The sequence below is a fragment of the Caballeronia terrestris genome, from assembly GCF_001544515.1.
In the GTDB taxonomy this organism is placed as follows: Bacteria; Pseudomonadota; Gammaproteobacteria; order Burkholderiales; family Burkholderiaceae; genus Caballeronia; species Caballeronia terrestris.
In genome coordinates, this window is sequence record NZ_FCOL02000005.1 from 90086 (window position 1) to 115509 (window position 25424).

The window sequence follows — 25424 nt, forward strand, 5'->3', positions numbered from 1 at the left end:
CGCTGTCTTAACGGCGTGCAACAGAAAGCGGACGGTCCTGACACAAAGCGCCTTCTTGCTGGTGCAGGTCGCCGCCGCTATCGTGAGCGCGTCGTGCGCTTCGAGCGTCTTCGCAGCGGGACCGCTTCCCCAAGGCGGACATTTTTCTGCGGGACTCGGTTCGATCGACACGCGAGCCACGTCGATCCGCGTATCGCAGACGTCATCGCGCGGGGTCATCGACTGGAGCAGCTTTTCGATCGGCAGCGGCAATCGCGTCGTTGTCGACAATGGCAGCGGGGCGACGCTGAATCGCGTGGCGGGTCGAAGCATTTCATCGATCGACGGCACACTCAGCGCAACGGGGAGCGTATATCTGATCAACCCGCAAGGCGTCGTCGTTGGTTTGCGTGGCGTGGTATCGACCGGCGGCCGCTTCGTAGCCTCCACGCTCGCAGTCGACGCCAACGCGTTCATGGCCGGTGACGACCTGACGCTCAAGGCAATCGGCAACGGCGTCGTGCTGAATCTCGGCAAGATCAGTTCGAGCGGTGGCGATGTCTTTTTGATTTCGCGCAATCGCGTCGAAAATCGCGGCGAGATCGATGCGCCTAAAGGTACGGTCGAGCTTGCCGCTGGAAGGCAGGTGCTGCTCCACGACAACACCGGCGGACCTCAAGTATTCGTTCAAAGCGGCAGCCACGGGAGCGTCTACAACTCCGGAACGATCAAAGCTGCCCAGATCAGCCTGCAGGCCGCCGACGGCAATGTCTTTGCCCTCGCTGGACGCCATAGCGAACTGCGCGCAACTGGCACCGCCGTCCGCGATGGCCGCGTATGGCTCGTCGCAGATGGCGGCACTGTGCACGCGCATGGCGACGTCGTCGCGGCCAACGCCGATGGCAGCGGCGGCACGGTCGATATGAACGGCGCCGCATTTCACTTCGACAATGTGGCCATCGATGCCGCGCAATGGAACCTCACCACGCCGGCCTATACCGCCGGTCCGCTCAATGCGGCAGTGTTGGCGCAGGTACTGTCAGGGGGGACGTCGGTAAAGATCGATACCACCGCCGCGACCGGCGACATCAACATGGTCTCAACGCTTCGATGGACCGGCGGCGCATCGCTCACGCTCGACGCGCGGCGCACGATCCACATCGGCCCAATGACGACGATCGGCAGTACAGGCACGGGCAATCTCACCCTGCGAGCGGATTCGAAAGGGAGCAACAACGGAGGAAGCATCAATCGCGGCACCATCGACTGGTCGCACGGAACGGGCGTCGTTGCAGCGCTTTACGATTCGAACGGCGCGTACAGGGCTGGGACCGTGAAGCGCAACGCCGCTTGGACTCCGGCGCCTTTCAGCGGCCTGCGTTCGCAGTTCACCGCTTATGAGCTCGTCAATTCCAGAGCGGATCTGGAGAACGTGTCGAACCATCTTTCAGGGGTGTATGCGCTCGGCAAGGACATCGATTTTTCGGTGTCCACGGATGAATTCAGAGGGATCGGCGGTCCTGCGAATGCCGCGTTCACCGGACAATTCGACGGCATGGGCCACGTGATAAGCAACGTGATTCTTCGCGCCACCGAGGACGCGCAAACCAATCCCGGATTGTTCAACGCGATCGGCACGACGGGCGTCGTGCGCAACGTGAGCGTGGAGAACGCGTATTCGAATGCTGCCGTGCCCGGGCCGGTCGGCATTCTTGCAGGCTTGAACCAGGGCCTCATCAGCAATTCGCATACGTCCGGGGCGGCGCAGCAGGCTTTTGCGGGGCCAGCCGCAGCCGGCTTGGTGGGACAGAACGACGGCACCATCGAGCGTTCGTCGAGCAGCGTGGACGTTGGCGGAGCGGATGCGAGCGCCGGCCTCGCCGTCATCAACAACGGATTGATCATCCAGTCGTTCTCGACGGGCGGCGCGGGCGGTGGCGGACGTTCCTCGGCAGGCGGTCTCGTCAGCACCAACAATGGCACGATAACGCAATCGTATTGGACCGGGGGCTCCGCGGCGACCGACGTCGGCGGCATCGCTCGCGACAATCAAGGCAGCATCAGTGAATCCTTCGCCGCATCGGCTGCGGTCTCGCATACGTTTCCACAAGTCGTAGGCGGGATTGCCAGCAACAACGACGGGACGATCGCTAACGACGTCTTCTGGGACGCGCAGATCTCCGGCGCGACCGAGGGCGTGCTCAGAGGCACGCCAGTGCCAGTCGCGAATGGACTGACGACCGCTCAAATGAGCATGGCTTCGAGCTTCGGGCCGACCTGGGACTTCAGCCCGGCCGGAACCTGGGTGATTCCCGAGGGCGGTACGCATCCGATCCTGCGTTGGCAGGAGATCGGACAGTGAGCGCCGTAGCCATCGGAATATAACTTCGCGCACAGTAACCTCATGCTGACGAGGACGCTTGTAGCACTGAAGCTGTGTTCGCTCGCACAGGTCGCGCCCGCGCGCGATCACGGTCCTAGCTTTGCGTCGTCGGTCAGGCAGGGACACATGTGCTCGCGCTCCGGTCAGTGACAAGGAACCGCCAGCGCGACGGTCACCTGCGAGCGTGCGGCGCCGCGTCCCAGAACTCGACCTCCGCGCCGATTCGCGCGGCAGCTTCGCGCCGCTTGATCCTGACCGGATCGTCGAGCGAAAGCGCGCGCGGTCCTCATAGAACCGTGCGCACAGCGACGTGCCCTAATACGGGTGCACCGGTGCAGAACTCCCGTCCAGTGCGAAAGTGGGGTGCAAGCCTCGGAGTCCACCATTGCCCAGCCCGTTCCTCCGGCGCCTTCGTCTGAAGGTGAGGCGGGGGAACGGCAGTCACCCGCTTCATGCTATCCAGATAGGTCCACGAAAACGCATCCCCGTCTCTTCGAACTCTTCCCGCCGACGTCGCAGGAAAGTGGGCGGTGGAGACGGGTGCATCCGTATCGGCAACGCAGCCGAGCAGCCATTCACGCGACTTGCGCGCGTCGCCTGGCTGAAGGCAAAACACTGCGGTCGATACACCTGCAAGGCGCTATGCATGACATCGCCGGGATATAGCGCCCGCCCATTGCCCGACGTTATCCCGATCGCCATATGTCCCGCGCTGTGCCCGAAGGCCGGCAAAAATCGCACGCCTTCACAGATCGTCACGCCCTCGTCCGGGATCGAGCGCGTGATGCCTGCTTCGATCAAAGGCAGAACGCTGTCTTCGAACACGATGCGGCGCGTCAGACCGGTGGGCGTATCGAAGAACGCGCGTTTGCGCTCGCCGAACACGTAAGTCGCGTCAGGAAAAGGCGGTCAGCGATTGTGCTCCCTATGCGTATTCCAGCCAACGTGATCGACATGCAGATGCGTAAGGAACACGAAATCAATCGACGAGGTTTCTGAGCAGTATCCGCAGATCCACTTCGGCCACAGCACCATGAAATCGTCTTTGCTCTTGCTATGCGAAGCGACACTTAGTGGCCCCTTGGCGCGTCCAGATGACGAACGCGTCATTTAACAGCGACGTCGTACTCACAAATATCGATTTCGTACCCGCAGCGTCAGCATGGCGCCATTCGTCGCGACGCAGAATGAACCTGTCTGATCGTCACCGAAAGACGAGATGATTTTGGCTTCACTCATGTGGAGCGAAGCCGATCTGAAATTAACCAGAGAGGTCGACGTCATGAAATCGTTTGCTTGCATCATCGCTGCTGCACTGGTCCTCGCATCGCCGTTGAGTTGCTTCGCGCAGAGCACGGATCAGCCGGTCACACGCGCCCAGGTCAAGGCCGAACTCGTTCAACTGGAAAACGCGGGCTATCGTCCGAGCATGAACGACCCGTACTACCCGGCGAAGATCCAGGCTGCTGAAGCCAGGGTCCAGACGGCGGCTCCTGCTGCAACTTCCTACGGCGGCGCGGCGGATGGTACGGCGTCCAGTTCGGCGCCGGCACAAATGGGAGTGGGCGGACATTCGATTTATTTCGGTCATTGAGTTACGCGAATCGTGGCTCGTCCGAAATGCGTCGGTACAGACCGGCGCGCGAATGACCACCGCAACGAAACGCCAGTGTTTACCCCACCCCACCTTGACATCTCAAACCGCCCAGGCAGATACTTTGTCCGTACAAACAACCAAGTAATACAGGAGGCGGACATGATGCGGGCAGAGAGCATGGGCGGACAGCGTTATCGCGCGAGCTACGGGCGTTATCTGGAGGACTTCACCGTCGGCGATATTTATGAGCACCGGCCGGGCCGCACGATCACCGAATCGGACAATATCCAGTTCTCGCTGCTCACGATGAACTTCCATCCGATGCACTGCGACGCCGCGCATGCCGCCAAAAGCGAATTCGGCCGGCTGCTCGTCAATAGCGGCCTCACCGTGGCGATCGTTCTCGGCATGTCGGTGAACGACGTCAGCGGCAAGGCCATCGCCAATCTCGGCTGGAAAGAAATCAAGCTGACCGGCCCCGTCTTTTGCGGCGACACGCTCTACGCCGAATCCGAAGTGCTGGACAAGCGCGAGTCGAAGTCGCGTCCGACGCAAGGCATCGTCACGGTCCACACTCGGGCGTTTAAACAGGACGGCTCGCCCGTCATGGATTTCGTGCGCACGGCACTGATCGCAAAACGCGGCCACGGCACCGGCGACTGACGCAACGCGCGACCGGCAAAGAAAGACGCCGGAGCACGCTCGAACGGATACCGACCCGGCATAGAAACGGGCAGCGATCCGATCTCATCTCACAGTATTGGAGACATCTGTGAACCAGAACGTTAGCGCAGGCGCGCGGCTAGACAGGTTGCCGATGGCGCGGTTTCACTGGAAGATCCTCGGACTCATCGGCGCGGGCGCGGCCCTCGATGCATTCGACGTCTATCTCGCCGCAGGGGTATCGGCCGCGATGGTGAAGCAGGGCTTCTCGACGTTGCAACTGAACGGCATCTTCGTATCGGCCGGTTTCTTCGGCATGTTGATCGGCGCGGGCTTTTCAGGTTATCTCGGCGACCGCTTCGGCCGCCGTTCGTCGTATCAGATCAACCTCGCGCTCTTCGGACTCACGTCGATTGCCGCGGCCTTCGCACCGTCCATCTACTGGCTCATCGGATTGCGCTTCGTCATGGGCATTGGTCTCGGCGCCGAGCTCGTGGTCGCCGCCGGGACGCTCTGCGAGTTCATCCCGCCCGCGCATCGCGGACGCTGGACCGCGCTTCTCGCGCTGATGATCAACTCTGGCCTGCTGCTGGCTACGAGCGTCGGTTATGTCGTGATCCCCGCGCTCGGCTGGCGCTGGATGTTCGGCATCGCGGGCATCGGCGCGGTGATCGTGTGGGTGCTGCGTCATTCGATGCCCGAATCGCCGCGCTGGCTCGAGTCGGTCGGCCGCTTGAAGGAAGCTGAGGAAACGGTCAGCGCGATCGAGCGCGAAGTCGAAGCGCAACACGGCGCGCTTCCGCCGTGCTCCCGCACACAGAACCTCGAAGTGCCAGCGCAGCCGTTTCGCGCCCTGCTGCGCCGGGGAATGATCGGCCGCACGGTGACGGCGGCCATCACGGTGGTCGCGGTGAACGTGGCGGTGTACGGCTTCGTCGCATGGCTGCCGACGTTCTTCGTCAGGGAAGGCCGCGACGTGGTGACCTCGCTCGGCTTCACGATGCTGATGTCCTTCGGCGCTCCGGCAGGCGCACTGCTCGGCTTCTTCTGCGCGGATCGCATGGGACGCGCCAAGGGCCTCGTCGCGTTCAGCCTTGCGACGATCGTGCTCGGCTTCGTCTATTCGCACATGGTGGCGAACGCGGCGATCGCCTGTGTCGGCTTCACGCTCGTCACGTGCATCTACGTGATCGTGACGCTCGGTCTCTTCAGCTACGTGCCCGAACTCTTCCCGACCTCGCTGCGTTTGCGCGGCACCGGCACGGCCGGTGTGTGCGGACGGCTCGCATCGATTTTCACGTCGTACGGCGCGGTGCTGCTATATGCACAGTTCGGCGTGCTGGGGGTGCTCGTGATGGTGTCGGGCGTACTGCTGCTGCTCGTGATCGCGATTCTGACGCTCGGCGTCGATGCCAACCAGTACTCGCTCGAAGCGGTGTCGCCGGATTCCGTGATCGACGACGAACCCTTTGCGCTGCAAAACGGAGACGTAGCACGATGAACGCACATACTGAAGACGCGCGCATTTCCGCGGCCCTCGCGGACTTCGCCCTTAAGCTCCGCATCGACGATGTTCCGTCGGTCGTTCGCGAGCGTGCCAAGCATCTGATCCTCGATGGCATCGGCCTCGCGTTCGCCACTTCGACATTCCACTACGCGGGCGTCACGCTCGCCGCGATGCGTGATCTGGGCGAGGGCAAAGCGACCGTATTCGGCCGGTCCGAGAAGCTGGCGCTGCGCGATGCGATGCTGCTCAATGGCCTGCTCGTTCACGGCCTCGATTTCGACGACACGCATTCGCGGGGCGTGATCCATTCGACGGCGAGCGCGTTGCCGTGCGCCTTCGGCCTCGCGGAGCGCGAACAAGCGAGCGGCGCCGACATGCTTGCTGGGTACGTCGTCGCGATGGAAGTCTCGACGCGCGTCGGGTCGGTCGCGCAGAGCGGCTTCCACAAGGTCGGTTTTCATCCGACGGGGCTCGTCGGCGCATTCGGTTGTTCGCTTGCGGCGGCAAAACTGATGGGCCTCTCGCAAGGTGCGGCAATGCATGCGCAGGGCATCGTGCTCTCGATGTGCGCGGGCAGCCTTGAGTTCCTCGAAGACGGCGCGTGGACGAAGCGTCTGCATCCGGGCTGGGCGGCGTCGAGCGCGACCACTGCGGCGACGCTCGCGAAGCACGGATACATCGGTCCGAAAGCGGCATACGAAGGCCGGTACGGTCTCTATTCGCTCTATCTCGCCGATGGCGCGACGCCCGATCTCTCGATCGCGACGGCGGGCCTCGGGGACACATGGGAAATCGAACAGGTCGCGCTGAAGCCGATCCCCGCATGCCACTTCACCCACGCCGCCTCCGATGCCGCCATCGCGCTCTTTCGCGAGCATGGTCTCGCAGCGGACGCGATCGAGAAGGTCGTCGTGCGCGTGCCGGGCCCGGTGGTCGACGTGGTGTGCGAGCCGGTCGCGAACAAGAAGCATCCGGCGAACAGCTACGACGCGCAGTTCAGCATCCCCTACATCGTCGCGACGGGGCTGCTGAAAGGCCGCTTTACGCTCGACGACCTCGATGCCGCCGCGCTCGCCGATCCGGCCGTGCTTTCCCTCACGAAGCGGGTCGATTACGAAGTCGATACGGAGACCACGTTCCCGCGTCATTACACGGGCGAGGTGATCGTTCACACGCGCGACGGCCGGCGGCTCGTGCATCGCGAGGCGATCAACCGTGGCTCGGCGGACCGGCCGATGACGAACGACGGCATCGTCGAGAAATTCCATGACAACGCACTGCGCGTCGTGTCGCGTGAGCGCGCCGACCAGGTGCGCGACGCCGTGCTCGGACTCGAGCAAACGAGCGTCGCAACGCTCGCAGACATTCTGCGTCAACCCGACTGAGGAGTTCAGATGGCAACCGTCGATATCGATCACGCGCAGGATGCAGAAGAGAACGAGGCGCTCATCCTCGACATGCTCGAGCGCTTTCTGAAGTCCGAAGTCAGACCCTACGTGCACGCGCTGGAAGCAGCGGACGAGTATCCGCACGAGATCGTCGAGAAGATGAAGGAGATGGGCCTCTTCGGCTGCCTGATCGCGCCGGAATACGGCGGCCTCGGGCTTTCCACCTCGACCTACGCAAAGATCATCGACCGCATGGCGGCGGTGTGGATGTCGGTGAGCGGCATCATCAACTCGCACGTCATCATGGCGATGACCGTGCAGCGCAACGGCACCGAAGAGCAGAAGCGCGAGTTCCTGCCGCGCATGGCGACGGGCGAGTTGCGCGGAGGCATCGGCCTCACCGAACCGGATTGCGGCACCGACCTGCAGGCGATCCGCACCACTGCGCGCCGCGAAGGCGACGAATACGTGGTGAACGGCAACAAGACGTGGATCACCAACAGCCTTTACGGCAACACGCTCGCGCTGCTCGTCAAAACCGATCCGAAGGCCGAGCCGCGGCATCGCGGCATGAGCCTGCTGCTGATCGAAAAAGGACCGGGCTTCGAAGTGAGCCGCAAGCTGCCGAAGCTCGGCTACAAGGGCATCGATACGTGCGAGCTGACCTTCACCGATTTCCGCGTGCCGGTGTCGCGGCTGATCGGCGGTGTCGAAGGGCGCGGCTTCAAGCAAATCCTGAACGGACTGGAACTCGGGCGCATCAACGTGGCGGCGCGCGGCGTGGGCATCGCGCAGGCGGCGCTCGATGAATCGGTGTCGTATTCGCAGCAACGCAAGACCTTCGGCAAGCCGATCTGCGAGCATCAGGCGATCGCGCTCAAGCTCGGCGAAATGGCGACGCGCGTCCACGCCGCGCGCCTGCTCACCGATGCCGCCGCGCGCGCCTTTGATCGCGGCGAACGCTGCGACATGGAAGCCGGCATGGCGAAATACTTCGCGACCGAAGCGGGCCTCGAAAACGCCACCGAAGCCATGCGCATCCACGGTGCCTACGGCTACTCGAAGGAGTTCAACGTCGAGCGTCTCTATCGCGATGCGCCGCTCCTCGTCATCGGCGAGGGCACCAACGAGATGCAACGCCTCATCATCGCCAAGCAACTGATCGAGAGGAACCCCGTATGAGTCTGCCGCTCTCAGGCGTACGCATCGTCGCCGTCGAACAATATGGCGCGGGGCCGTTCGCGACCCAGCATCTCGCGGACCTCGGCGCGGAGATCATCAAGGTCGAGAACTTCCGCGAAGGCGGCGACGTCGGGCGGCTTGTCGGCCCGCACTTCTTCGGCGATGGCGACAGTCACTTCTTCGAGGCGTTCAACCGGAACAAGTCGAGCTTCACTTTAGACCTGAAGAAGGAAGAAGCGCGGCAGGTGCTGCGCGATCTCGTCGCCACGAGCGACGCCGTATTCAACAACCTGCGCGGCGATTTGCCCGCGAAACTCGGTCTCACTTACGACCAGTTGTGTGACGTGAACCCAGCCATCGTATGCGGCCATCTGTCCGCCTATGGGCGCACCGGCAGCCGCGCGTCGTGGCCCGGCTACGACTACCTGATGCAGGCGGAAGCCGGCTATCTCTCGATGACCGGCGACCCTGAAAGCCCACCCGCGCGCTTCGGTCTTTCGATCATCGACCTGATGACCGGCACGACCGCTGCGATGGCGCTGCTCGCGGGCATCGTCGAGGCGCGCGCGACGGGGCAGGGGCGCGACGTGGACGTGAGCCTTTTCGATGTCGCGCTGCATAACCTCGCGTACGTCGCGACGTGGTATCTGAACGGCGACGTCGTGACCGGCCGCGATCGACGCTCGGCGCATCCGTCGTTGACGCCGAGCCAGTTGTACAAGACAAAGGACGGCTGGATCTTCCTGATGTGCAACAAGGAAAAGTTCTGGGGCGTGCTCGCGGAAGTGCTCGACAAGCCGTCGTGGATCACCGATGAGCGCTTCTGCAACTTCAAGGCGCGGCTCGCGAATCGCGACGTCCTGGAGCAGGAACTCGACGCCGCGCTCTCGACGGCCACCACGGAAGAATGGCTCGCGCGCCTCGGCGGACGCGTGCCTGCCGCACCCGTGTACGACGTGAAGCAGGCGCTCGACAATCCGTTCGTCGCGGAACGCGAAGGCGTGGTCACGGCCGAGCATCCGCAGTTCGGCGGCATTCGCGGCGTGGCGGCGCCGGTCCGCGTGAGCGATCCGTTGCCGATGCAGGCAGCGCCTGAACTGGGACGCGACACCGACCGGCTGCTCACGGAACTCGGTTACGATGCTGGCAGAATCGCTGCGCTCCGTGACCAGGCCGTAGTGCAATGAGGCTCGCATGCAAAACGCAATGAGCCAGGCACGGGAGGTCGGCGGAAGCATGCGTCCGTCCACTTCCTCACGTTCAGGCACATCGATGGTCACCGTACTCGGTCAGCAGCCGCGTTACATGCAACTGGCGCAGACGCTCGTCAACGAAATCCAGAACGGCCGCTATCCCGTCGGCTCGACGATCCCGACCGAGTTCGAACTTTGCGAGCAGTTCGGCGCGAGCCGCTCGACGGTGCGGGAGGCCGTGAAGCAACTCGTGCAGCTCGGGATGGTGGTGCGCCAGCCTGGCGTCGGCACGACGGTGAAGGCGTTGAAGTCGGAAGGCGCGTATACGCAGGTGATGCAGCAGTTGAGCGACCTGCAGCGCTATACGGCCGATACGGTTCTCGAGATTTTGTCGAAGGAAACGGAACCGCTCATCGACGATGCCGTGTGCGAGTTGCTCCGCGCCAACCCCGGCGAAACCTGGCTGCATGTGAGGAGTCTGCGCCGTTCGCCGGATAGCGTGGATCCGATCTGCCATACCGATGCCTATATTCATCCCGCGTTCCGCTCGCTCAAGGTCGACATGGACGAGCTGCACACGCCGCTCTTCACGATGATCGAGCGGCAGTTCGGCGAGCAGATCGCGCAGGTGCAGCAGGAGATTCGCGCGATCGCCATGCCGCCAGCGGTCGCACGGCTTCTCAACGCGAAGGCGCGTTCGCCGGCGCTCTGGGTGTGCCGCCGTTATCTGAACCGGCGCGGCGATATGGTGGAAGGCTCGATCAATATCCATCCCGCGGACCGCTACACGTATTCGGAGACGTTCCAGCGCGGCTGGAACTCCGCTTGAATCGAGGAAGGAGACACGCATGGTTTTGCGCAGTTATCTGTTCGTGCCCGGCGACCGGCCCGAACGCTTCGCCAAGGCACTCGCGAGCGCCGCTCATCAGGTGGTGATCGATCTGGAAGACGCCGTATCCCCCGATGCCAAGGTTGCAGCGCGTGAAGGGCTTGCGCGCTGGCTTGCCTCGGAGTTGAGCGAGGGCGACAAGGCGCGCGTGATGGTGCGTGTCAACGCTTTTGGCACCGCCTGGCACGACGACGATGTCGCGATGCTGCGTAAAGCGGCGCTCGTCAACGTGATGGTGCCGAAGGCGGAGAGCGCGCAGCAAATCGACGATATCGCCGCGCGATGCAGCACCGGTGTGGCGCTGGTGGCGCTCATCGAGAGCGTCGCGGGCGTCGTGCGCATGCGGGATATCGCAAGCGCTAAATCGGTTGCGCGGCTCGCATTCGGTTCGTTCGACTATTGCGTCGATGCGGGCATCGAAGGAATGGGGCGCGAACTCGATGCGGTGCGTTCAGCGTTCGTCGTCGAGTCGCGTCATGCGGGGTTGCCCGCGCCGGTGGACGGCGTAACGCTCGCCATCGACGACGCCGCTCTCATCGCGGAAGACGTCACGCTGGGACGAAGTTTTGGCTTCGGCGGCAAGCTGTGCATCCATCCGAAACAGGTGGACGCCGTGAACAGCGGCTTCGCGCCGAGCGAAGCGGACAAGGCGTGGGCGCAGCGCGTGCTCGACAAGCTCGCGCAGAGCCCGCCGGGTGCATTCGCTGTCGATGGCAAGCTCGTCGACAAACCCATCCTCGATCGTGCGCGGCGCATTGCTGCTAGAGGATAGAGCGTGAAGATACTCGTGCCTGTGAAGCGGGTGGTCAACTACAACGTGAAAGTCCGCGTGAAATCAGACGGCAGCGGCGTCGATATCGCGAACGTGAAGATGTCGATGAACCGCTTCGATGAGATTGCTGTTAAGGAGACAGCAAGGTCATCGTCGCGATCAACCAAGACGCGGAAGCGCCGATCTTCGGCGTCGCCGATTACGGCCTCGTCGGCGACCTGTTCCCGTCGTGCTGAACTCGCCTCGACGATCTGAACCGGAGACGACTCATGGCGACCGTCGAGCGCGAACTGCTGCACACGAGGCGCATCGAACTGCGCGGCTACAGGCGCTCCGACGGTCTCTACGACATTGAGGGCCGTCTTGTCGATACGAAAAGCTACGACCGCGTTTCGCACGGCGTCACGCGCAACGCGGGCGACCCGATCCATGAGATGTCGCTGTGCATCACGATAGGCACCGATTTCCGCATTGTCGAGGCGCGCGCGGCATCGACCGTCGTGCCGTACACCGGATACTGCGACACCATCGCGCCCGACTACACAAAGCTCGCGGGCATGACGCTCGCGGCTGGCTTCATGCGCGAGGTGCGAGCGATGTTCAAGGGCACGCGCGGCTGCTCGCATCTGACGGAGCTGATCGGCGCAGTCGCCACCACAGCCTTCCAGACGATGAGCGAAGAAATCAACGCATCGAACGAGCGACAACCGTTTCAGCTTGACGGCTGCCACGCGCTGCGCACCGATGGCGACGCCGTTCGCACGTTCTACCCGAAGTGGTACCGCACTTCGCAACCGTAAAGGACACGCTCCAAATGGACGATGCGCGAACCGCGATACCGCGGCCAGGACAGTGGCATGCGCAGCCGGTGACACTCGCTTGCACGCTTGCGATTCAGGCGGTCGCCACGGCCGCCACGCTCGCGTTCCCGATCCTCTCGCCCGCGATGCCGGGCGTGCCGCCGGCCGCGGTCGGCGTGTTCCTGGCCGTGGTGTATTTCGGCGCGATGATCGGCAGCGTCGTGGGGAGCGCGTTCGTGACGAGCCTCGGTCCTATCAGAACGTCGCAAGCGGCGCTTCTGTTGCAGGGCGTGGCGCTCGCCCTGCTCGTCATCGACAGTGATGCGCTGCGCCTGCCCGCCGCGCTGCTCTGCGGACTCGGCTACGGTCCGATCACGCCGGCCAGCTCGCAGATCCTCGCGCGCAGCACACCACCGGAGCGCATGGGCATCGCGTTCTCGCTCAAGCAGACGGGCGTGCCGCTCGGCGGCCTGCTGGCCGGCGCAATGCTGCCGTTCATCGCGACGTTCTGCTCGTGGCGCGTCGGGCTGGCCGGCCTGGCGCTCGTCGCGCTGATCGTGTCAATGTTCAGCACGCCGCTGCGTGTGCTCGATGCCGGCGCGACCGGCCGGCTGTCGCTGTCGTCCGCGTGGCGCCGGCCGATCGTCGAGGTGCTTGCGCATCCGCAATTGCGTTCGATGGCGATCGTGTCATTGCTGTTTTCCGCGTGCCAGCTTTCAGTGAGCGGCTATCTGATGACGTTTCTGCATCGCGACGCCGGTATCGGCCTCGCGCAGGCGGGGATGATCTACGCGGTCGCGCAGGGCGCCGGCATCGGCGGGCGACTGCTTTGGGGACATCTCGCGGATCGGATCGGGTCGTCGCGCAAGGTGCTGATGGCGCTCTGCGTGCTACTGGCGATGAGCGCAGTCGCGACCGGGTCGTTCTCCGGCCAGTGGGGGATAGTCGCGCTATGCGCGGTGTCGGCAGTGCTCGGAGCGACGGCGATCGGCTGGAACGGCGTCTTCCTAGGCGAACTCGCGCGGCTTGCGCCGAAGGGTTCGGTGGCGTCGGTGACGGGCGGGGCGCTCTTTTTCACTTACTTCGGTGTGGTCGCGGGGCCGCCCGCGTTCGGGTTATTCGCACAGCACGCGGAGAGTTTCGGGGCGGCGTTCGTGGCGCTGGGTGTCGTGCCGTTGGTGGCGCTGGCAATGTTGTATTTTGCGGGGCGGGGGCGGCGCGAAAAGTAAGACAAGGGCTTTCCGTTCGCCATGCGACGAACAGCGGATGCCGCGAATCGCGTCGCGCACCACTTCCCCGCGGCGCATCGCCCCGACGCGATCGACGTAAAATGTAGCGCGTTCTGCCTTAGCAGAAAACCTACCATTCCGTGTGTGCGATCTCGCTCATTCCATCTCTGTAAGAAACCTTTCATTTATCTCGCGACTGACTACACTGGTTCGAGAGCGACAGATCGAACGCCGACTGAGCATGGCTCGCCCGGATCCTCGATACGAAAATTCAAACTTCCGAAATAGATCCGGAGCCGGGGAAATCGCGCAAGAACAAGATAGCGATCCGAACGTTCGACAGGACCTTTAGAGCGTACGTAATCAAGGCAAGATCAATTTCGGTGCATGCGCCAGGCATGTGCGCGCCCGCGCCGATTGCAGCCGCGAGGAGACGAGATGCCCAACGCCGCCGACATGCAGTGGTTCAAGGATCAGTTCCAGAGCGCGGCCGAGCCTTCCCTGACGGGAACGCCGCTGACAATCGATTTGATCACCGCACTCGCTTGTCAGGAAACGGGGGAGGTGTGGCCGATCCTGCGCAAGAAAGGGCTGCCTGTCGCGGACATACTCAGGCTTTGCGTCGGCGACACGATCGATGCCAGCGGCGGGCGCGGCGCGTTCCCAAAAACCAAGGCCGACCTGCTGCGGGAGCCGCAAGGGCAGGCGATATTCACGCTCGCCCACGATGCGCTCGTGGAGATGGCACAGCACATCCCCGCATACGCGCAGGTGGCCAGGAAGCCGGACAAGTTCTGTCATGGCTTCGGCATGTTCCAGCGCGACCTGCAGTTTTTCAAGAACGACCCCGATTACTTCCTCGACAGAAACTATGCGCAGTTCGCCTCGACGCTCGGCCAATGCATCGACGAGCTGAAGCGCGCGCTGAAGAAGCTGGGTTTCGACACGCGCACGTCGCTCTCCGACCTTCAGCTCGCCGCGGTCGGCATCGCCTATAACACGGGCAGGTTCATTCCCTCCAAAGGCCTGAAGCAAGGCTTCTTCGACGGCAGTCGTTTCTACGGCGAGCTCTTGTTCGACTTCATTCAATTGGCGCATACAGTCGCGCCGCAAGCGCAAACGCCTGCTTTGCCGCCCGCAGCGGACGGCGCCGCGCTGCTGCCGCTCGCGAGCCCCGTTACCGCGCAAGGGCCGATGTTCAGAGTCCTCACGCAAGACGGCATGCTGCGCTTGCGAAAGGCGCCCGAAGTGAGCGATCCGCCACAGGCCAACGTCATCGCGCATCTGCCGGTCGGGCATCCGGTGCGCGCCATCACTGGCAAGCGCGTGAAGGGCTTTCTCGAAGTGGAGACATCGCTTTCGGGCGGGCTGTTGCGCGGCTTTGCGTCGGCGAAGTTTCTCGAGCCCGAAGCGCACGACACGGCCGTCCCCGTAATCGATGCCGAGGCCGCGCCGCCATCGACCGGCATCGTCGCCGTGTACATGCCGCGCAAGTCGGGCGTGACGAAGCGGACCGGCCCCGCGAACGCGCATTCGCTCAACGAGCCGCGCCAGCCGGGCCGCAGCGGCACGACGCCCGCGCAACTGTGCGACGAGCTTGCGGCCATCATCGCGTGGCTCGCCGTCGACGATCCGGCCCACCAGCGCTACCAGCCTCATTCCGGCCTGACTTTCTGCAATATCTACGCGCACGACTACTGTCATCTGGCAGGCGTCTATCTGCCGCGCGTATGGTGGACAGGCAAGGCGCTTACGCTGCTCGCGCAAGGCAAGCCGGTCGAGCCGCTCTACGGCGACACCATCGCGGAGGTGCGGGCAAACGATCTGTTTCGCTGGCTGCGCGACTTCGGTATCCCCTTCGGCTGGCGTCAGACGGGCACGCTCACCAAGCTGCAACAAGCCGCCAATCAAGGTGGGATCGGCATAATCGTCGCGCGGCGCAAGGAGGACGGCAAGTCAGGCCACATCGTGATGGTCGTGCCGGAAACGCAGGAGCAGACCGCGCGGCGCGGCGCCGATGGCGAAGTCACCGCGCCGCTGCAAAGCCAGGCCGGCGCCAGCAATTTCCAGTACGGCCGTGGCCGCGCGAACTGGTGGAACGGCGAGGAGTTCGCGGAGAGCGCGTTCTGGATTCACGCCTAGTGGTTTCGATGCGCGTTCTGCGTTGTGCATTTTGAGGCAGGAGGTTCCTATGTCCGATGTGATTCGTAACGCCACTTCCGCGTCCGGGATTCATCTTCATATCGACGCTGTCACGGTCAAGAAGCTGACGACGAGCCTTTCCGCGATCGAGCAGGTCGGGAATTCGGTCTGGCTTGCCGGCGACGAGTCCAAGTCGCTCGCGCGCCTGACGCTGAGCCAGGGCGTCGACTACGACAAGCAGGCGAACTTTCCGCTCGGTGATTTCTTCCCGGCGCTACAGCGAAAGATCAATCAGGAGATGGATCTCGAGGCGCTTTCGTGGGACGAAGACACTTCGCGGCTCTGGTTCGTCGGATCGCATAGCCTGCACCGGAAGGACATCGAGGAAGAAAACAGTGCGCCAATCGATGCGGTATTCCGCGCGCTCGGCAAGATCAATCGGCAAGAGAACCGCTACGTCCTCGGCTCGGTGCAGCTCGGGGAAGGCGCGGCAGGCCCTCATACCGAGCCGATCGCGGCGAGCGCCGCCGCGATTCCGTTCGACAAGGATACGAGCAGCCTGATCGAGCTCCTGAGGAAGAACGCCGCGCTCGCACCGTTTCTCGAGATTCCATCGAAGGAGAACGGCTTCGACATCGAAGGGCTCGCGGTCGGGCAAGGGCGGCTCTTTCTCGGCTTGCGCGGCCCGGTGATACGCGGCCTCGCAAGCGTGCTGGAGTTTCGCATCGTCGATGGCAAGGACGTCGTTTTGAATGCGGACGATGCCGGCGTCTCGCCGTACCGGCATCATCTGCTCGATCTCGCGGGCCTCGGCGTGCGCGATCTGTGCGTGCAGGGCAATGACCTTCTCGTGCTCGCCGGCCCGACGATGAAGCTCGACGGTCCGATCCGCGTGTATCGCTGGGCGGGCGCGCTTGGGGGCGAGGCCAAACCGTTGACGTGTCTGTTCGGGATCGCGGTCGGCGAGGGCACCGATCATGCGGAAGGCATTGCGTTGTTCAGACAAGATGCGCAGACGCGATTGATCGTGGTCTACGACAGTCCGGGCGACGTGCGGTTGAACAGCGGCGAGTTCTACACGGCGGATTTGTTCGATCTGGAAACGCCGTCGACATGACTCCGGGCTACGAGTCGTCACGACCGTCGCCGGTCAGTAAGTCTGATCGCCTATGACTCTGGCCACGGTTTTCAGCGACCGCTCGAGCGTGACCATATCGACGGAACCGAGCGCCAGTCGAATGGCATGAGGCACGTGAGCCGACGTCGCGAACGGAACGGCTGTCGATACTGAAATGCGTTCGTGCATCAGCGCCATCGCGATGGCGTCTGCGCGAACTTCGTGCGGCAGCGGAAGCCACACGAAGTAGGACGCGGGATGGCCGACCCTCTCCAGCCGGCCGAGGACATCGGCGACGAGCCTTTGCCGCAGCGTGGCATCGCGCCGCTTGTCTTCTTCGAGCCGGGCCACCGTACCGTCCTCGAGCCAGCCGCAGGCGATCGCCGTCATGATCGCCGGGGTGTTCCAGGTCGTCGCCCGGATCGTGCGTTCCAGCTTGGAAATCCATTCGCGCGGCGCAGAGACGAAGCCGACGCGCAGTCCGGTCGCGACACTCTTCGACAAGCTCGTCACGTAGACCGTCGTTTCCGGAGCGAGCGAGGCCAGTGGAGGCGGAGCGTCCTGAACGAGGAACGCGTAGGCCGCGTCTTCGATGAGGATCAGCCCATGCCGCCGGGCGATGGCAACCAGTTCGCGGCGTCGCGTCGCACTCGTCACCCAGCCGAGCGGGTTGTGCAGCGTCGGCATCACGTAGACGGCGCGGACCCGGCGTCGTTTGCAAAGCGCCGACAACGCATCCAGATCGGGACCGTTCCCGGCGACAGGAATCGGCGCCAGTTCCAGTCGATTGGCTTCGGCGGCGAGTTTGAATCCGGGATAGGTCAGTGCGTCCACAGCCACGACATCGCCAGGCTCGAACAACGCCATGGCGACTGTCGTCAGCCCGTGCTGTGCGCCGCTCACGAACAATGCGGTGTCGGGCGACGCTTGCAGACCGCGGCTCGCCAGATGCCGCGCCGCCGTCGCCCGCTCGTGTTCGCGCCCGCCGTGCGGCTGGTAGCGAAGCAGGGACTCGAGGTCACCGGCGGCCGCGAGCTGACGCAGTGCGGCTCTGAGAATGTCGGCCTGACCGGGCACGGACGGATTGTTGAAGCTCAGGTCGACTGTGTCCGCGGTCCATGCCTGCAGATCGACGCCTTGCCCCGGAGCGAGCGGCTCCTTGACGAACGTGCCGCGACCGGTTTCGCCGCTCACCAGGCCCATCTCCCGCAATTCCGCGTAGACACGCGTGGCCGTGACCAGCGCCAGACCTTCGCGAGCCGCCAGATCGCGATGTGTCGGCAGACGCGTTCCGGGACGCAGCCGGCCCTTGCGAATGTCGTCGGCGAACTGGTCGACCAGTTGTTTGTAGCGGGCCCGAGTCATGCTTCAATGTATCCATGACAATTATTTGATTGTATCGATTATCGGCCGTACGATGGCGCGATACAACCTTTCCACGCGAGGACGCCATGCACATCGCCATCCTGACCTTCGACGGCTTCAACGAACTCGACTCGCTGATCGCGCTCGGCATCCTCAACCGGGTCAAGACGCCTGGCTGGCGGGTGTCGATCGCGAGTCCCACGCCCAAGGTGCGGTCGATGAACGGTGTCGTGCTGGAGGCGCAAGCGACGCTCGAAGACGCATGCGAGGCCGACGCGGTGCTGGTCGGCAGCGGAATACGGACGCGGGATGTCGTAGCCGATGCGGCGCTGATGTCGCAACTGACGCTCGACCCGACGCGCCAACTCCTCGGCGCGCAGTGCTCGGGCACGTTGATCCTCGCCAAACTGGGCCTGCTTGGCGGCGTTCCGGCATGCACGGATTTGACGACCAGGCCGTGGGTCGAAGAGGCCGGCGTGGCGGTGCTCAACCAGCCGTTCGTGGCGAGGCGGAACGTGGCGACGGCGGGCGGGTGCCTGTCGTCGCAGTATCTGGCAGCGTGGTTCATCGCGCGTCTCGCGGGCGTCGAGGCGGCACGCGACGCGATTCATTACGTCGCTCCGGTGGGGGAGAAGGAGACATACGTCACGCGCGCCATGGCGAACATTTCGCCGTTCCTTCAGGAGGAGGAACGACCAGCGACTGTGGAAATCCGCTAGACAGAGGGGGTCAGACGGGGATTCTCGTGGTGAAGGCGTCTGGCACGCGCGAGTCCGGCGGGACGAAGGCAATCGATGGCCGCGCGCGGTCGTGATCGATCTCTTCGCGGACACAGGGACGCAAGTGCGCAGAAAGAAATCGTGCTCGCGAATGCTGAAAGCGCGGCCCTAACGGCCATGCGCCTCCCGGACGCACACATCGCCTTTGCGTTTCGCGATGGCGGCGCTCGCGGCGGCGTAGTCCTCGGAGAATGTACGCTGCGCAAAGCACGGCGCCGACTTCGCGAGCAATGCATCGATCGCCGCGAACTGCTTGTCAAACACCCAGGGCCGGCGTGCGAGCGTGCGATCGTTGAGCCAGTACGGACTCCAGTCGCGAGTCGTCTCGATGATCTCGCGCGCGAAGTCCGGCCCGTACTCGAGCCCGCCCTCGATCACAACGTCGACATACGACTCGACCAGCGGAAACTTCGCATCCGGAACCGGCAGCCCTTCGCCCGGCGCCTTGCCTTCGGCCTTCGGCACGTAGACCCAAACCGTACCCTGCACAGGCATCGACTGCCAGGACACGGCCTCGATGAGCGCGCGCGGCACCTCGACGCGCACGTATCCTTTTTCGCGCGCGTCGAACGCGGACATGTCATTGCCAGCAACGGGATAGATCACGCCGTTGATCGTCATCGGCGCCTCGCCCTCGAAAGGGCGCCGCAGGCCGAGCGCCGTGAACCCCGAGCCCGCGCGGTCGCTCCAGCTTCGCACGTAGCCGAACGCCGCCGAGACGCGCACCGGAATCGCCGCGACCGGTTTGCCGGCCGTGGCGTCGCGCGATGGCGTGTTGATGAGCGAGCCGTAGCCGAAGATGAACTGCGTCGGCTGATCGGGAAGACGCGTTCCCCAGAAGTCCGTGGTCTCTGCGTGCGCCGCGGCGCCGACGACGAGCGCGAGTGCCACGACGAATCCTCGAAATCCCGCCTTCGATGACATGGTCAGATCTCCGGCCAATGCGTTGCCGCTGATGATCGCCTTTCCCGAGCCGCACGGCAACTGTGTGCGCCAAAGTCGCGGTTCCATTCGCTCCGTGGCAAAGTTCGCCATCGAGCGCCTTGTCGGCAACCGTCACGTCCGTGAACCGTTCGCACCGGCGGTATCGAGATATAGTGAGACCTGAAGGCCAAAGGTGACGGCTCTCCAAAGTGCAGGTTTTCAGGATGGGGACAGGATGACTATCAATTCCGAAGTAGCCAGCGAACCGCAGGAGTCGCCTCCCGAATCGCTGCGAACGCTGGCAGCGCACCTCGAGCGAGCGCTCGACGCGGGTAGGAACGTCGTCTTGATGCGCCGCGATGCGGAGAGTTTTTCCGTCTGCCTGGGCAACCCGGAGAACGAAGACGACAAGTTGAAAAGCCTCGGAACCCTGACTGCGTCGACGGTCAATGAAATACTCGAGTCGACTCGGGCCGGTGCAAACCGGCTGAGCGTCGGAGACGAGGAGTACCGGTTTTTCCGCAGCTTTACCCAAATCGACAACGTCGGGGCCGTGGTCTTCGCCCCGGCGTAGCTTTCGAGGGCAAGGCGCTGAGTCGAACAACGGTCAGGCGAGTTTCTCGTGCATCCGTACGAACCACCAACGCCACCGGGATACCTCATAGAGACGCTCGGTGGTTTCGATGGTCCGGCAGGTAGCGAGCTCCGCATATTTTCCGGCCACCATGCCGAACTTCGCGCTCGGAACTTCCTCCTCCGTCCATTGGCACCACCAGTTCTTCGCATCGTTGATGAAACAATACGGGAAGCGTTGGGGTCGGCCGGGGTCATCCGTCTCCCAGTACGAAACCGAATTCTGATCGGCCAGAACCCTGTAAGTCAGCGGGACGACGGTCATTTCCGTGCCGCGGCACACTCCATCGACCGGTTTTTCATCGCATGAAAGCATGTAGACGGTCGCTTCATTTCTGGAGGGCATCCAGGCGGAAATCGGGCCAGAGAAAGCGAAACACCCCGCGGCGACCACGAGATAACCGATCAGTCGGTTCATTCTGTCGACACCCTCCATGGATGGTCAGCGGCTGAAAGGTCGGGGCAAGGCACGCGGCTGCGCATATCCAATGGCAGTCGCAAACGGACAACGTCGGACCGATGATCGCGCCGGATCAGCGGGCAGCGCATGAAGGATTTTGGGAAATTTGATTCTATAACGCCTCGGCGCGCGACGTTCGGACCCCCTAACGCCTGACAACCCGCCTCAGCGTTTCCGACGGCGTCTCTCCGAACAGCTTCTTGTAGTCGCTGGAGAAGCGCCCGAGATGCGTCAATCCCCAGCCCATCGCGATCGAGGAGATGTTGCGTTCGGCGCGATCGGCGAGGATGTCGCGGCGCACCGCTTCAAGGCGGTATTTCTTCAGATACGCCATCGGCGCCTGCCCGAAATGCTGTTTGAAACCGTCGAACAGCTTGTAGCGGGAAACGCCCGCCGCCCGCTCAATGTCTTCGAGCGTGAGATTTTCGCGCGCGTTGGTTTGGATGTATTGCTTCGCACGCAGCAGATAGTGCGGGCAGGAAGGACTCAACGCATCGACGAGCGCCGCCGAATAGTTATGCGGCTGCGACAACAGCAGGCCCTTGAGCAGCGCCTGTTCCAGATCGCCCGCCATTTGCAGGTGATTCACGAGCGGTCCGCTGCCTTCCATTTCCGCCAGCATGAACCTGACCATGCGCCACCAGGTCGCCTGGTCTCCGCTGGCGGCGTCCATGCCGGATTGAAACGTCAGCGGCGCGTCGAGCGGACGTTGCAGCAGTCCTTCGAGCACCTGACGGAGCGCGGGCCGTGGAATCGCAACGATGATCTTGCGGCAATTGCCGGTGATCGCCAGGTCCTGCGCGTCGTGTGGGGACACGATCAGCCCGTGGTCCCGGTCCGAATGCCACCGCTGACCGTGCGCCTCCAGTTCCTGCTCGCCGATGAGCGGCAGGCTCACGCTGTAGCAGTTGAGCGGGGTATCGGGGCTGACGGACACCGTCACGTCGGTGCCGTATTCGACGTAGCCGAGCGTCGTCGACATCGCGCGCAGCACGGTGCCCGAGTGATGAAACTGCAATTGCTGCGGGCTGTGCACGCGCAACCAGTGCGGCCCGCAAATCGTGGCCATCCAGTCGCGCGCGCCGTCGAGGTCGCGGCGTTCCGCTTCTACGCCACGGCTGTCGTGGCCGGCTTGCGTCTGCATCGTTTCATTTGCTCTTTGACCAGCGCAAAGTGTAAATGAGGTCAAACCCGACGCAAATCGGTGCGCACCCGGACGAACAGGGGACTGGTTTCCCCAAGCCCCGCGCGCGACTCAAGCCGTCTGACCGGTGTTGCTGTCCGCGAACTTCTCGTAGTACAGGCGGCCGCCCTCGATGCTCTGATCGACAAGCCACCGCTTGATCGCCTCGACCATCGGCGGCGGTCCGCACACGTACATGTCGAACGGATTCGACTCGAGAAAGCCGCGGTCGAAGTGCTCGGGAATCAGCCCGGTCTTTCCCTGCCACTCCGGCGCGGGGTTCATCACGACGATTTCGCAGGCGAAGTCCTCGATCGTCGCGACGTAGTTCTTCAGACGCTCCAGTTCGCACAGGTCGCGCGCGTTCGTCACGCCGTAGTAGAGCCGGACCGGCTGGCCGCAGCCGCCTTTTTGCGCGAGTTCGTCGAGCATGCCGAGGAAAGCAGACAGCCCGGTGCCGCCAGCGACCATCACGAGCGGGCGCTCGGCCTCGCGCAGGTAGAACGCGCCGAGCGGCGCTTCGAATTCGATCGTCTGGCCCGGCTGGCAGCGCGCGCGCATGTAGTTGCTCATTACGCCGTCCGGCAGGAGACGGATCAGAAACTGCAACTGATTGCCGTCGTTCGGCCGGTTGGCGAACGAATACGAACGCCACGCGCCGGTCTCGGGCACCTGCAGGCGCGCGTACTGGCCCGGCAGAAAATCCAGGCGGCGCGGATGGGCGCCGGCATCGAGGTGCAGGATCGCGGTCGTTTCCGAGACCTGCTGCACTTGCGTGACCTGCGCGGACACGACGCTCGTGCCGCCCGCGTGACACAAGCTCGAGTCGTAGTCGAAATAGAACGACGCATCGGACTGCACGCGCGTCTGGCACGACAGCATCCTGCGCTGGGCCAGATCATCGGCCGTGAGTGCTTCGTCGTCGACGTACTCCTGGCTGTAGCTGCCCGCTTCGCAGCGCCCCTGACAGGTGCCGCAGACGCCCTCGCGGCAGTCGAGCGGGATATTCACGCCGTTGCGAAGCGCCGCGTCGAGCAGGATCTCGTTCGGCCGGACGTCAAAGAAAACGGTCTTGCCGTCCGCAAAATTGAAGGCGACTTTGTGGCTCATGATGACGCCCCTCTCACAGATGATAGAAATCGAGCACCGCGTTGATGCGGTCGTTGAGCAGCAGGACGTGCTTGCGCGCGATCTTCCAGCTCTCGCCTTCTGGACGCAGGTGATAGGTCACCCGGCCGAAGAAATGCTCTCCGAGGCCCTGACGTGCATAGAAGGTCGACCAGTTCGCCTTGGCTTCGAGCAGGCCGCCTTCGAGTTCGGCGATCCGCACGTTGCTGACTTGATGCATCGTGCGCGGCAGCGGCGTGGAGGCCGCCGATTTGCCCGTGCGCAATCGGAAGACGCGATCCTCAAGGCCGGAGCGGTTCGTGTAATAGATGAGCGACATGCCGCGTTTCGGGTCCGTGGTGTACGCGTGCTCGGAGTCCCACTGGGGGACGTGGAACACACTCTCTTCATCGAAGAGATCCAGATACTCGTCCCACTGCTGCGCGTCGCACAGCTCGGCCTTGCGATAGAGAAACTGTTCGATGGAATGTTGAAACTGTTGCATGGTTTACCCCTCGTTCGTGTCGTTCGACTGCCGGGCGAGACCTTTGAGCAGGAACTCGCGCCACGCGCCGTGCTGATTGACGTACAGGCCTTCGTGCGTGAGCTCGGTGCCGCTCAACACGGGCCCGATGCCGAGAAGCCGCGTGTTCGCCGTCTCTCCCTCGACCCACTTGTGATGACCGCGCGAGATGTCGCTCCAGCGTTCGAGCCGCGCCTGAAAGCCGCGCTGCTGCTCGCGGAACTCGACGAGATCGTCCGGCGTACCCATGCCCGATACGTTGAAGAAGTCTTCGAACTGGCGGATGCGGCTCTCGCGATCCTGATCGGACTCGCCTTTCACGCCGATGCACTGACTGATGATCTCGGTCTTGTTCCAGGCCACCGGCCGCACGATGCGCAACTGGGAGCTGATCTGGTCCATGAAGAACAGGCTCGGATAGATGTTGAGGTTGCGCAGGCGGTGCATCATCCACTCGGCCTTCTCCTTGCCGTAAGCCTCGAGCAGACGCGGCATCACGCTCGCGTAGCCGGGACGCACGGCCGGGTTCGGCATGTCGCTGAAGAGCACACTGTGGCCGTTTCTGAACGAGAACCAGCCGTCGTCGGTTTCGGCATCGCCCGCGCCGAGCTTGCTGTAGTCGAGCGTGCCGCTGGCGAACTCGCCCTTCTGCACGTTCGCTTCCTGGCGATGCTTGACCGTCGCCACGTAGTTGTAATGCACGGTGCTCACGTGATAGCCGTCGAGGCCGTTCTCGTTCTGCAGCTTCCAGTTGCCGTCGAAGCTATAGGTGGACTTGCCCGGCAGCACTTCGAGCTCGCCGGTCGGCGACTGCGCGACCATCATGTCGAAGAAGATGCGTGCGTCGCCGAGGTATTCATCGAGCGTATCGGTGCCTTCGACGTCGAGGCTCACGAACACGAAACCCTTGTAGCTCGCGATGCGGGCCTTCTTCAGGCCGCGTTTGGACTTGTCGAAGTCCTCGCAATACTCGCCCGGTGCCTTGACCTTGACGAGCCGTCCGTCGCTCTTGTAGCACCAGGCATGAAACGGGCAGGTAAACGTCGACTGGTTACCACGGCTCATGCGCGTGAGGGTGGCGCCACGATGCTGGCACGCATTGATCATCGCGTTCAGTTCGCCGTTGCCGTCGCGCGAGATGATGAGCGGCTGGCGACCCGCGCGCATCGTCAGAAAATCGTTCGGCTTCGGGATCTCGCTTTCGTGGCACGCGTAGATCCAGTTTTTCTCGAAGATGAATTCCATCTCGAGCTCGAACAGTTCCGGCTCGGTGAACATCTCTCGCGCGATCCGGTACACGCCTTCCGCGGGGCGGAAATCCAGGCAGCCGCCCACGAATTCCTGCCACTGTGACGGGGTCTTGCTAGTGCTTACGGTGCTCACGATCTGTCTCCTCCTGCCGGTTCACGGCGTTGCAATTGATTGCTGGCAGGGAGAATTGAATACCTGATCGTTGGCCGGAGCTATCCGGCTACTCGACGTTCGCTATCCGCTTTTTTTGGATGCGCGGATGGCGTACTCCGATGCGCGAATTGCCTACGCGATCGAGTCCTCGCGCGCCAATTTCGTCGTGCTACCATCAAGTCGCAAAAGCCGAGAATTGTCGCGC

General features: G+C 63.4%; 23 protein-coding genes and 1 pseudogene. 16 read left to right on the plus strand and 8 right to left on the minus strand.

The window, feature by feature from the left end; all coding sequences use genetic code 11:
* Window positions 1-61 precede the first annotated feature (61 nt).
* Window positions 62-2341: a two-partner secretion domain-containing protein gene (locus tag AWB67_RS06360; RefSeq protein ID WP_235025063.1), complete on the plus strand. Its 2280-nt coding sequence runs from the start codon at window positions 62-64 to the stop codon at window positions 2339-2341.
* Between the two features lie 471 nt (window positions 2342-2812).
* Here the strand turns inward: AWB67_RS06360 and AWB67_RS40765 are convergent, their stop codons facing one another.
* Window positions 2813-3247 carry an MBL fold metallo-hydrolase gene (locus tag AWB67_RS40765; RefSeq protein ID WP_159964802.1) on the minus strand — a complete coding sequence of 145 codons (435 nt, stop codon included), beginning with the start codon at window positions 3245-3247 and terminating at the stop codon, window positions 2813-2815.
* A gap of 397 nt (window positions 3248-3644) precedes the next feature.
* Between AWB67_RS40765 and AWB67_RS06375 the strand changes: the two genes are divergently transcribed.
* The 13 genes and pseudogenes from AWB67_RS06375 (at window position 3645) to AWB67_RS06435 (ending at window position 16841) form a co-directional block, all read left to right on the plus strand.
* Entirely contained in the window at window positions 3645-3956 is a 312-nt protein-coding gene (locus AWB67_RS06375) for a DUF4148 domain-containing protein (protein WP_087655509.1), read from the plus strand.
* A 165-nt stretch (window positions 3957-4121) separates the two neighbouring features.
* Window positions 4122-4622 (plus strand): MaoC family dehydratase, encoded by a 501-nt coding sequence (locus tag AWB67_RS06380; RefSeq protein WP_087655510.1) that lies wholly within the window; start codon window positions 4122-4124, stop codon window positions 4620-4622.
* Window positions 4623-4776: 154 nt separating this feature from the next.
* Entirely contained in the window at window positions 4777-6123 is a 1347-nt protein-coding gene (locus AWB67_RS06385) for an MFS transporter (protein ID WP_200822186.1), read from the plus strand.
* The gene (locus AWB67_RS06390; RefSeq protein ID WP_087655404.1) at window positions 6120-7514 is read left to right on the plus strand and encodes an MmgE/PrpD family protein; all 1395 of its coding nucleotides are present in this window, start codon (window positions 6120-6122) and stop codon (window positions 7512-7514) included. The genes AWB67_RS06385 and AWB67_RS06390 overlap by 4 nt, the downstream gene beginning before the upstream one ends.
* 9 nt (window positions 7515-7523) lie before the next feature.
* Window positions 7524-8699 (plus strand): acyl-CoA dehydrogenase family protein, encoded by a 1176-nt coding sequence (locus AWB67_RS06395; protein ID WP_087655405.1) that lies wholly within the window; start codon window positions 7524-7526, stop codon window positions 8697-8699.
* Window positions 8696-9886, plus strand: a complete 1191-nt coding sequence (locus AWB67_RS06400) for a CaiB/BaiF CoA transferase family protein (RefSeq protein ID WP_087655406.1) — start codon at window positions 8696-8698, stop codon at window positions 9884-9886. Before AWB67_RS06395 ends, AWB67_RS06400 begins: the two co-directional genes overlap by 4 nt.
* A gap of 85 nt (window positions 9887-9971) precedes the next feature.
* On the plus strand, window positions 9972-10721 hold the full coding sequence (locus AWB67_RS06405; protein ID WP_087655407.1) for a GntR family transcriptional regulator: 750 nt from the start codon (window positions 9972-9974) through the stop codon (window positions 10719-10721).
* A gap of 19 nt (window positions 10722-10740) precedes the next feature.
* Window positions 10741-11553 (plus strand): HpcH/HpaI aldolase/citrate lyase family protein, encoded by an 813-nt coding sequence (locus AWB67_RS06410; RefSeq protein ID WP_087655408.1) that lies wholly within the window; start codon window positions 10741-10743, stop codon window positions 11551-11553.
* 3 nt (window positions 11554-11556) lie between these two features.
* A pseudogene (locus AWB67_RS06415) lies at window positions 11557-11724 on the plus strand (electron transfer flavoprotein subunit beta/FixA family protein); the annotation flags it as partial.
* A gap of 98 nt (window positions 11725-11822) precedes the next feature.
* Window positions 11823-12353, plus strand: coding sequence for a DUF2889 domain-containing protein (locus AWB67_RS06420; RefSeq protein WP_087655409.1), 531 nt, complete (start codon window positions 11823-11825; stop codon window positions 12351-12353).
* Between the two features lie 14 nt (window positions 12354-12367).
* Window positions 12368-13582, plus strand: coding sequence for an MFS transporter (locus tag AWB67_RS06425; RefSeq protein WP_087655410.1), 1215 nt, complete (start codon window positions 12368-12370; stop codon window positions 13580-13582).
* 438 nt (window positions 13583-14020) lie between these two features.
* Window positions 14021-15724: a hypothetical protein gene (locus AWB67_RS06430; protein ID WP_087655411.1), complete on the plus strand. Its 1704-nt coding sequence runs from the start codon at window positions 14021-14023 to the stop codon at window positions 15722-15724.
* 49 nt (window positions 15725-15773) lie between these two features.
* Window positions 15774-16841: a DUF3616 domain-containing protein gene (locus AWB67_RS06435; RefSeq protein WP_087655412.1), complete on the plus strand. Its 1068-nt coding sequence runs from the start codon at window positions 15774-15776 to the stop codon at window positions 16839-16841.
* A gap of 33 nt (window positions 16842-16874) precedes the next feature.
* Here the strand turns inward: AWB67_RS06435 and AWB67_RS06440 are convergent, their stop codons facing one another.
* Complete coding sequence (locus AWB67_RS06440) at window positions 16875-18206, minus strand: aminotransferase-like domain-containing protein (RefSeq protein ID WP_087655413.1); 1332 nt, start codon at window positions 18204-18206, stop codon at window positions 16875-16877.
* An 86-nt stretch (window positions 18207-18292) separates the two neighbouring features.
* Between AWB67_RS06440 and AWB67_RS06445 the strand changes: the two genes are divergently transcribed.
* The gene (locus AWB67_RS06445; RefSeq protein ID WP_087655414.1) at window positions 18293-18925 is read left to right on the plus strand and encodes a DJ-1/PfpI family protein; all 633 of its coding nucleotides are present in this window, start codon (window positions 18293-18295) and stop codon (window positions 18923-18925) included.
* 168 nt (window positions 18926-19093) lie between these two features.
* On the opposite strand, the gene AWB67_RS06450 is transcribed toward AWB67_RS06445, so the two are convergent.
* Window positions 19094-19909 carry a gamma-glutamylcyclotransferase family protein gene (locus tag AWB67_RS06450; protein WP_087655511.1) on the minus strand — a complete coding sequence of 272 codons (816 nt, stop codon included), beginning with the start codon at window positions 19907-19909 and terminating at the stop codon, window positions 19094-19096.
* 235 nt (window positions 19910-20144) lie between these two features.
* On the opposite strand from AWB67_RS06450, the gene AWB67_RS06455 reads away from it, so the two are divergent.
* Window positions 20145-20483, plus strand: coding sequence for a hypothetical protein (locus tag AWB67_RS06455; protein ID WP_087655512.1), 339 nt, complete (start codon window positions 20145-20147; stop codon window positions 20481-20483).
* Between the two features lie 33 nt (window positions 20484-20516).
* On the opposite strand, the gene AWB67_RS06460 is transcribed toward AWB67_RS06455, so the two are convergent.
* The 5 genes from AWB67_RS06460 to antA form a co-directional block, all read right to left on the minus strand.
* Window positions 20517-20960, minus strand: coding sequence for a hypothetical protein (locus AWB67_RS06460; RefSeq protein ID WP_087655415.1), 444 nt, complete (start codon window positions 20958-20960; stop codon window positions 20517-20519).
* A gap of 187 nt (window positions 20961-21147) precedes the next feature.
* Window positions 21148-22146: an AraC family transcriptional regulator gene (locus AWB67_RS06465; protein WP_087655416.1), complete on the minus strand. Its 999-nt coding sequence runs from the start codon at window positions 22144-22146 to the stop codon at window positions 21148-21150.
* Between the two features lie 111 nt (window positions 22147-22257).
* Window positions 22258-23295 carry an anthranilate 1,2-dioxygenase electron transfer component AntC gene (gene antC / locus AWB67_RS06470; protein WP_087655417.1) on the minus strand — a complete coding sequence of 346 codons (1038 nt, stop codon included), beginning with the start codon at window positions 23293-23295 and terminating at the stop codon, window positions 22258-22260.
* Between the two features lie 13 nt (window positions 23296-23308).
* Window positions 23309-23797: an anthranilate 1,2-dioxygenase small subunit gene (gene antB / locus AWB67_RS06475; RefSeq protein ID WP_087655418.1), complete on the minus strand. Its 489-nt coding sequence runs from the start codon at window positions 23795-23797 to the stop codon at window positions 23309-23311.
* Between the two features lie 3 nt (window positions 23798-23800).
* Window positions 23801-25198, minus strand: a complete 1398-nt coding sequence (gene antA, locus AWB67_RS06480; RefSeq protein WP_087655419.1) for an anthranilate 1,2-dioxygenase large subunit — start codon at window positions 25196-25198, stop codon at window positions 23801-23803.
* Window positions 25199-25424 lie beyond the last annotated feature (226 nt).

What these genes read in the sequence shown, in the direction of transcription:
- AWB67_RS06455 (WP_087655512.1), top strand. Translation starts at nt 20,145, where the DNA reads ATGACTATCAATTCCGAAGTAGCCAGCGAACCGCAGGAGTCGCCTCCC.
- AWB67_RS06445 (WP_087655414.1), top strand. Translation starts at nt 18,293, where the DNA reads ATGCACATCGCCATCCTGACCTTCGACGGCTTCAACGAACTCGACTCG.
- antB (WP_087655418.1), bottom strand. Translation starts at nt 23,797, where the DNA reads ATGCAACAGTTTCAACATTCCATCGAACAGTTTCTCTATCGCAAGGCC.
- AWB67_RS06440 (WP_087655413.1), bottom strand. Translation starts at nt 18,206, where the DNA reads ATGACTCGGGCCCGCTACAAACAACTGGTCGACCAGTTCGCCGACGAC.
- AWB67_RS06390 (WP_087655404.1), top strand. Translation starts at nt 6,120, where the DNA reads ATGAACGCACATACTGAAGACGCGCGCATTTCCGCGGCCCTCGCGGAC.
- AWB67_RS06410 (WP_087655408.1), top strand. Translation starts at nt 10,741, where the DNA reads ATGGTTTTGCGCAGTTATCTGTTCGTGCCCGGCGACCGGCCCGAACGC.
- AWB67_RS06380 (WP_087655510.1), top strand. Translation starts at nt 4,122, where the DNA reads ATGCGGGCAGAGAGCATGGGCGGACAGCGTTATCGCGCGAGCTACGGG.
- AWB67_RS06420 (WP_087655409.1), top strand. Translation starts at nt 11,823, where the DNA reads ATGGCGACCGTCGAGCGCGAACTGCTGCACACGAGGCGCATCGAACTG.
- AWB67_RS06460 (WP_087655415.1), bottom strand. Translation starts at nt 20,960, where the DNA reads ATGAACCGACTGATCGGTTATCTCGTGGTCGCCGCGGGGTGTTTCGCT.
- antC (WP_087655417.1), bottom strand. Translation starts at nt 23,295, where the DNA reads ATGAGCCACAAAGTCGCCTTCAATTTTGCGGACGGCAAGACCGTTTTC.
- AWB67_RS06395 (WP_087655405.1), top strand. Translation starts at nt 7,524, where the DNA reads ATGGCAACCGTCGATATCGATCACGCGCAGGATGCAGAAGAGAACGAG.
- AWB67_RS06405 (WP_087655407.1), top strand. Translation starts at nt 9,972, where the DNA reads ATGGTCACCGTACTCGGTCAGCAGCCGCGTTACATGCAACTGGCGCAG.
- AWB67_RS06385 (WP_200822186.1), top strand. Translation starts at nt 4,777, where the DNA reads ATGGCGCGGTTTCACTGGAAGATCCTCGGACTCATCGGCGCGGGCGCG.
- AWB67_RS06400 (WP_087655406.1), top strand. Translation starts at nt 8,696, where the DNA reads ATGAGTCTGCCGCTCTCAGGCGTACGCATCGTCGCCGTCGAACAATAT.
- AWB67_RS06450 (WP_087655511.1), bottom strand. Translation starts at nt 19,909, where the DNA reads ATGTCATCGAAGGCGGGATTTCGAGGATTCGTCGTGGCACTCGCGCTC.
- AWB67_RS06435 (WP_087655412.1), top strand. Translation starts at nt 15,774, where the DNA reads ATGTCCGATGTGATTCGTAACGCCACTTCCGCGTCCGGGATTCATCTT.
- AWB67_RS06430 (WP_087655411.1), top strand. Translation starts at nt 14,021, where the DNA reads ATGCCCAACGCCGCCGACATGCAGTGGTTCAAGGATCAGTTCCAGAGC.
- AWB67_RS06375 (WP_087655509.1), top strand. Translation starts at nt 3,645, where the DNA reads ATGAAATCGTTTGCTTGCATCATCGCTGCTGCACTGGTCCTCGCATCG.
- AWB67_RS06465 (WP_087655416.1), bottom strand. Translation starts at nt 22,146, where the DNA reads ATGCAGACGCAAGCCGGCCACGACAGCCGTGGCGTAGAAGCGGAACGC.
- AWB67_RS06425 (WP_087655410.1), top strand. Translation starts at nt 12,368, where the DNA reads ATGGACGATGCGCGAACCGCGATACCGCGGCCAGGACAGTGGCATGCG.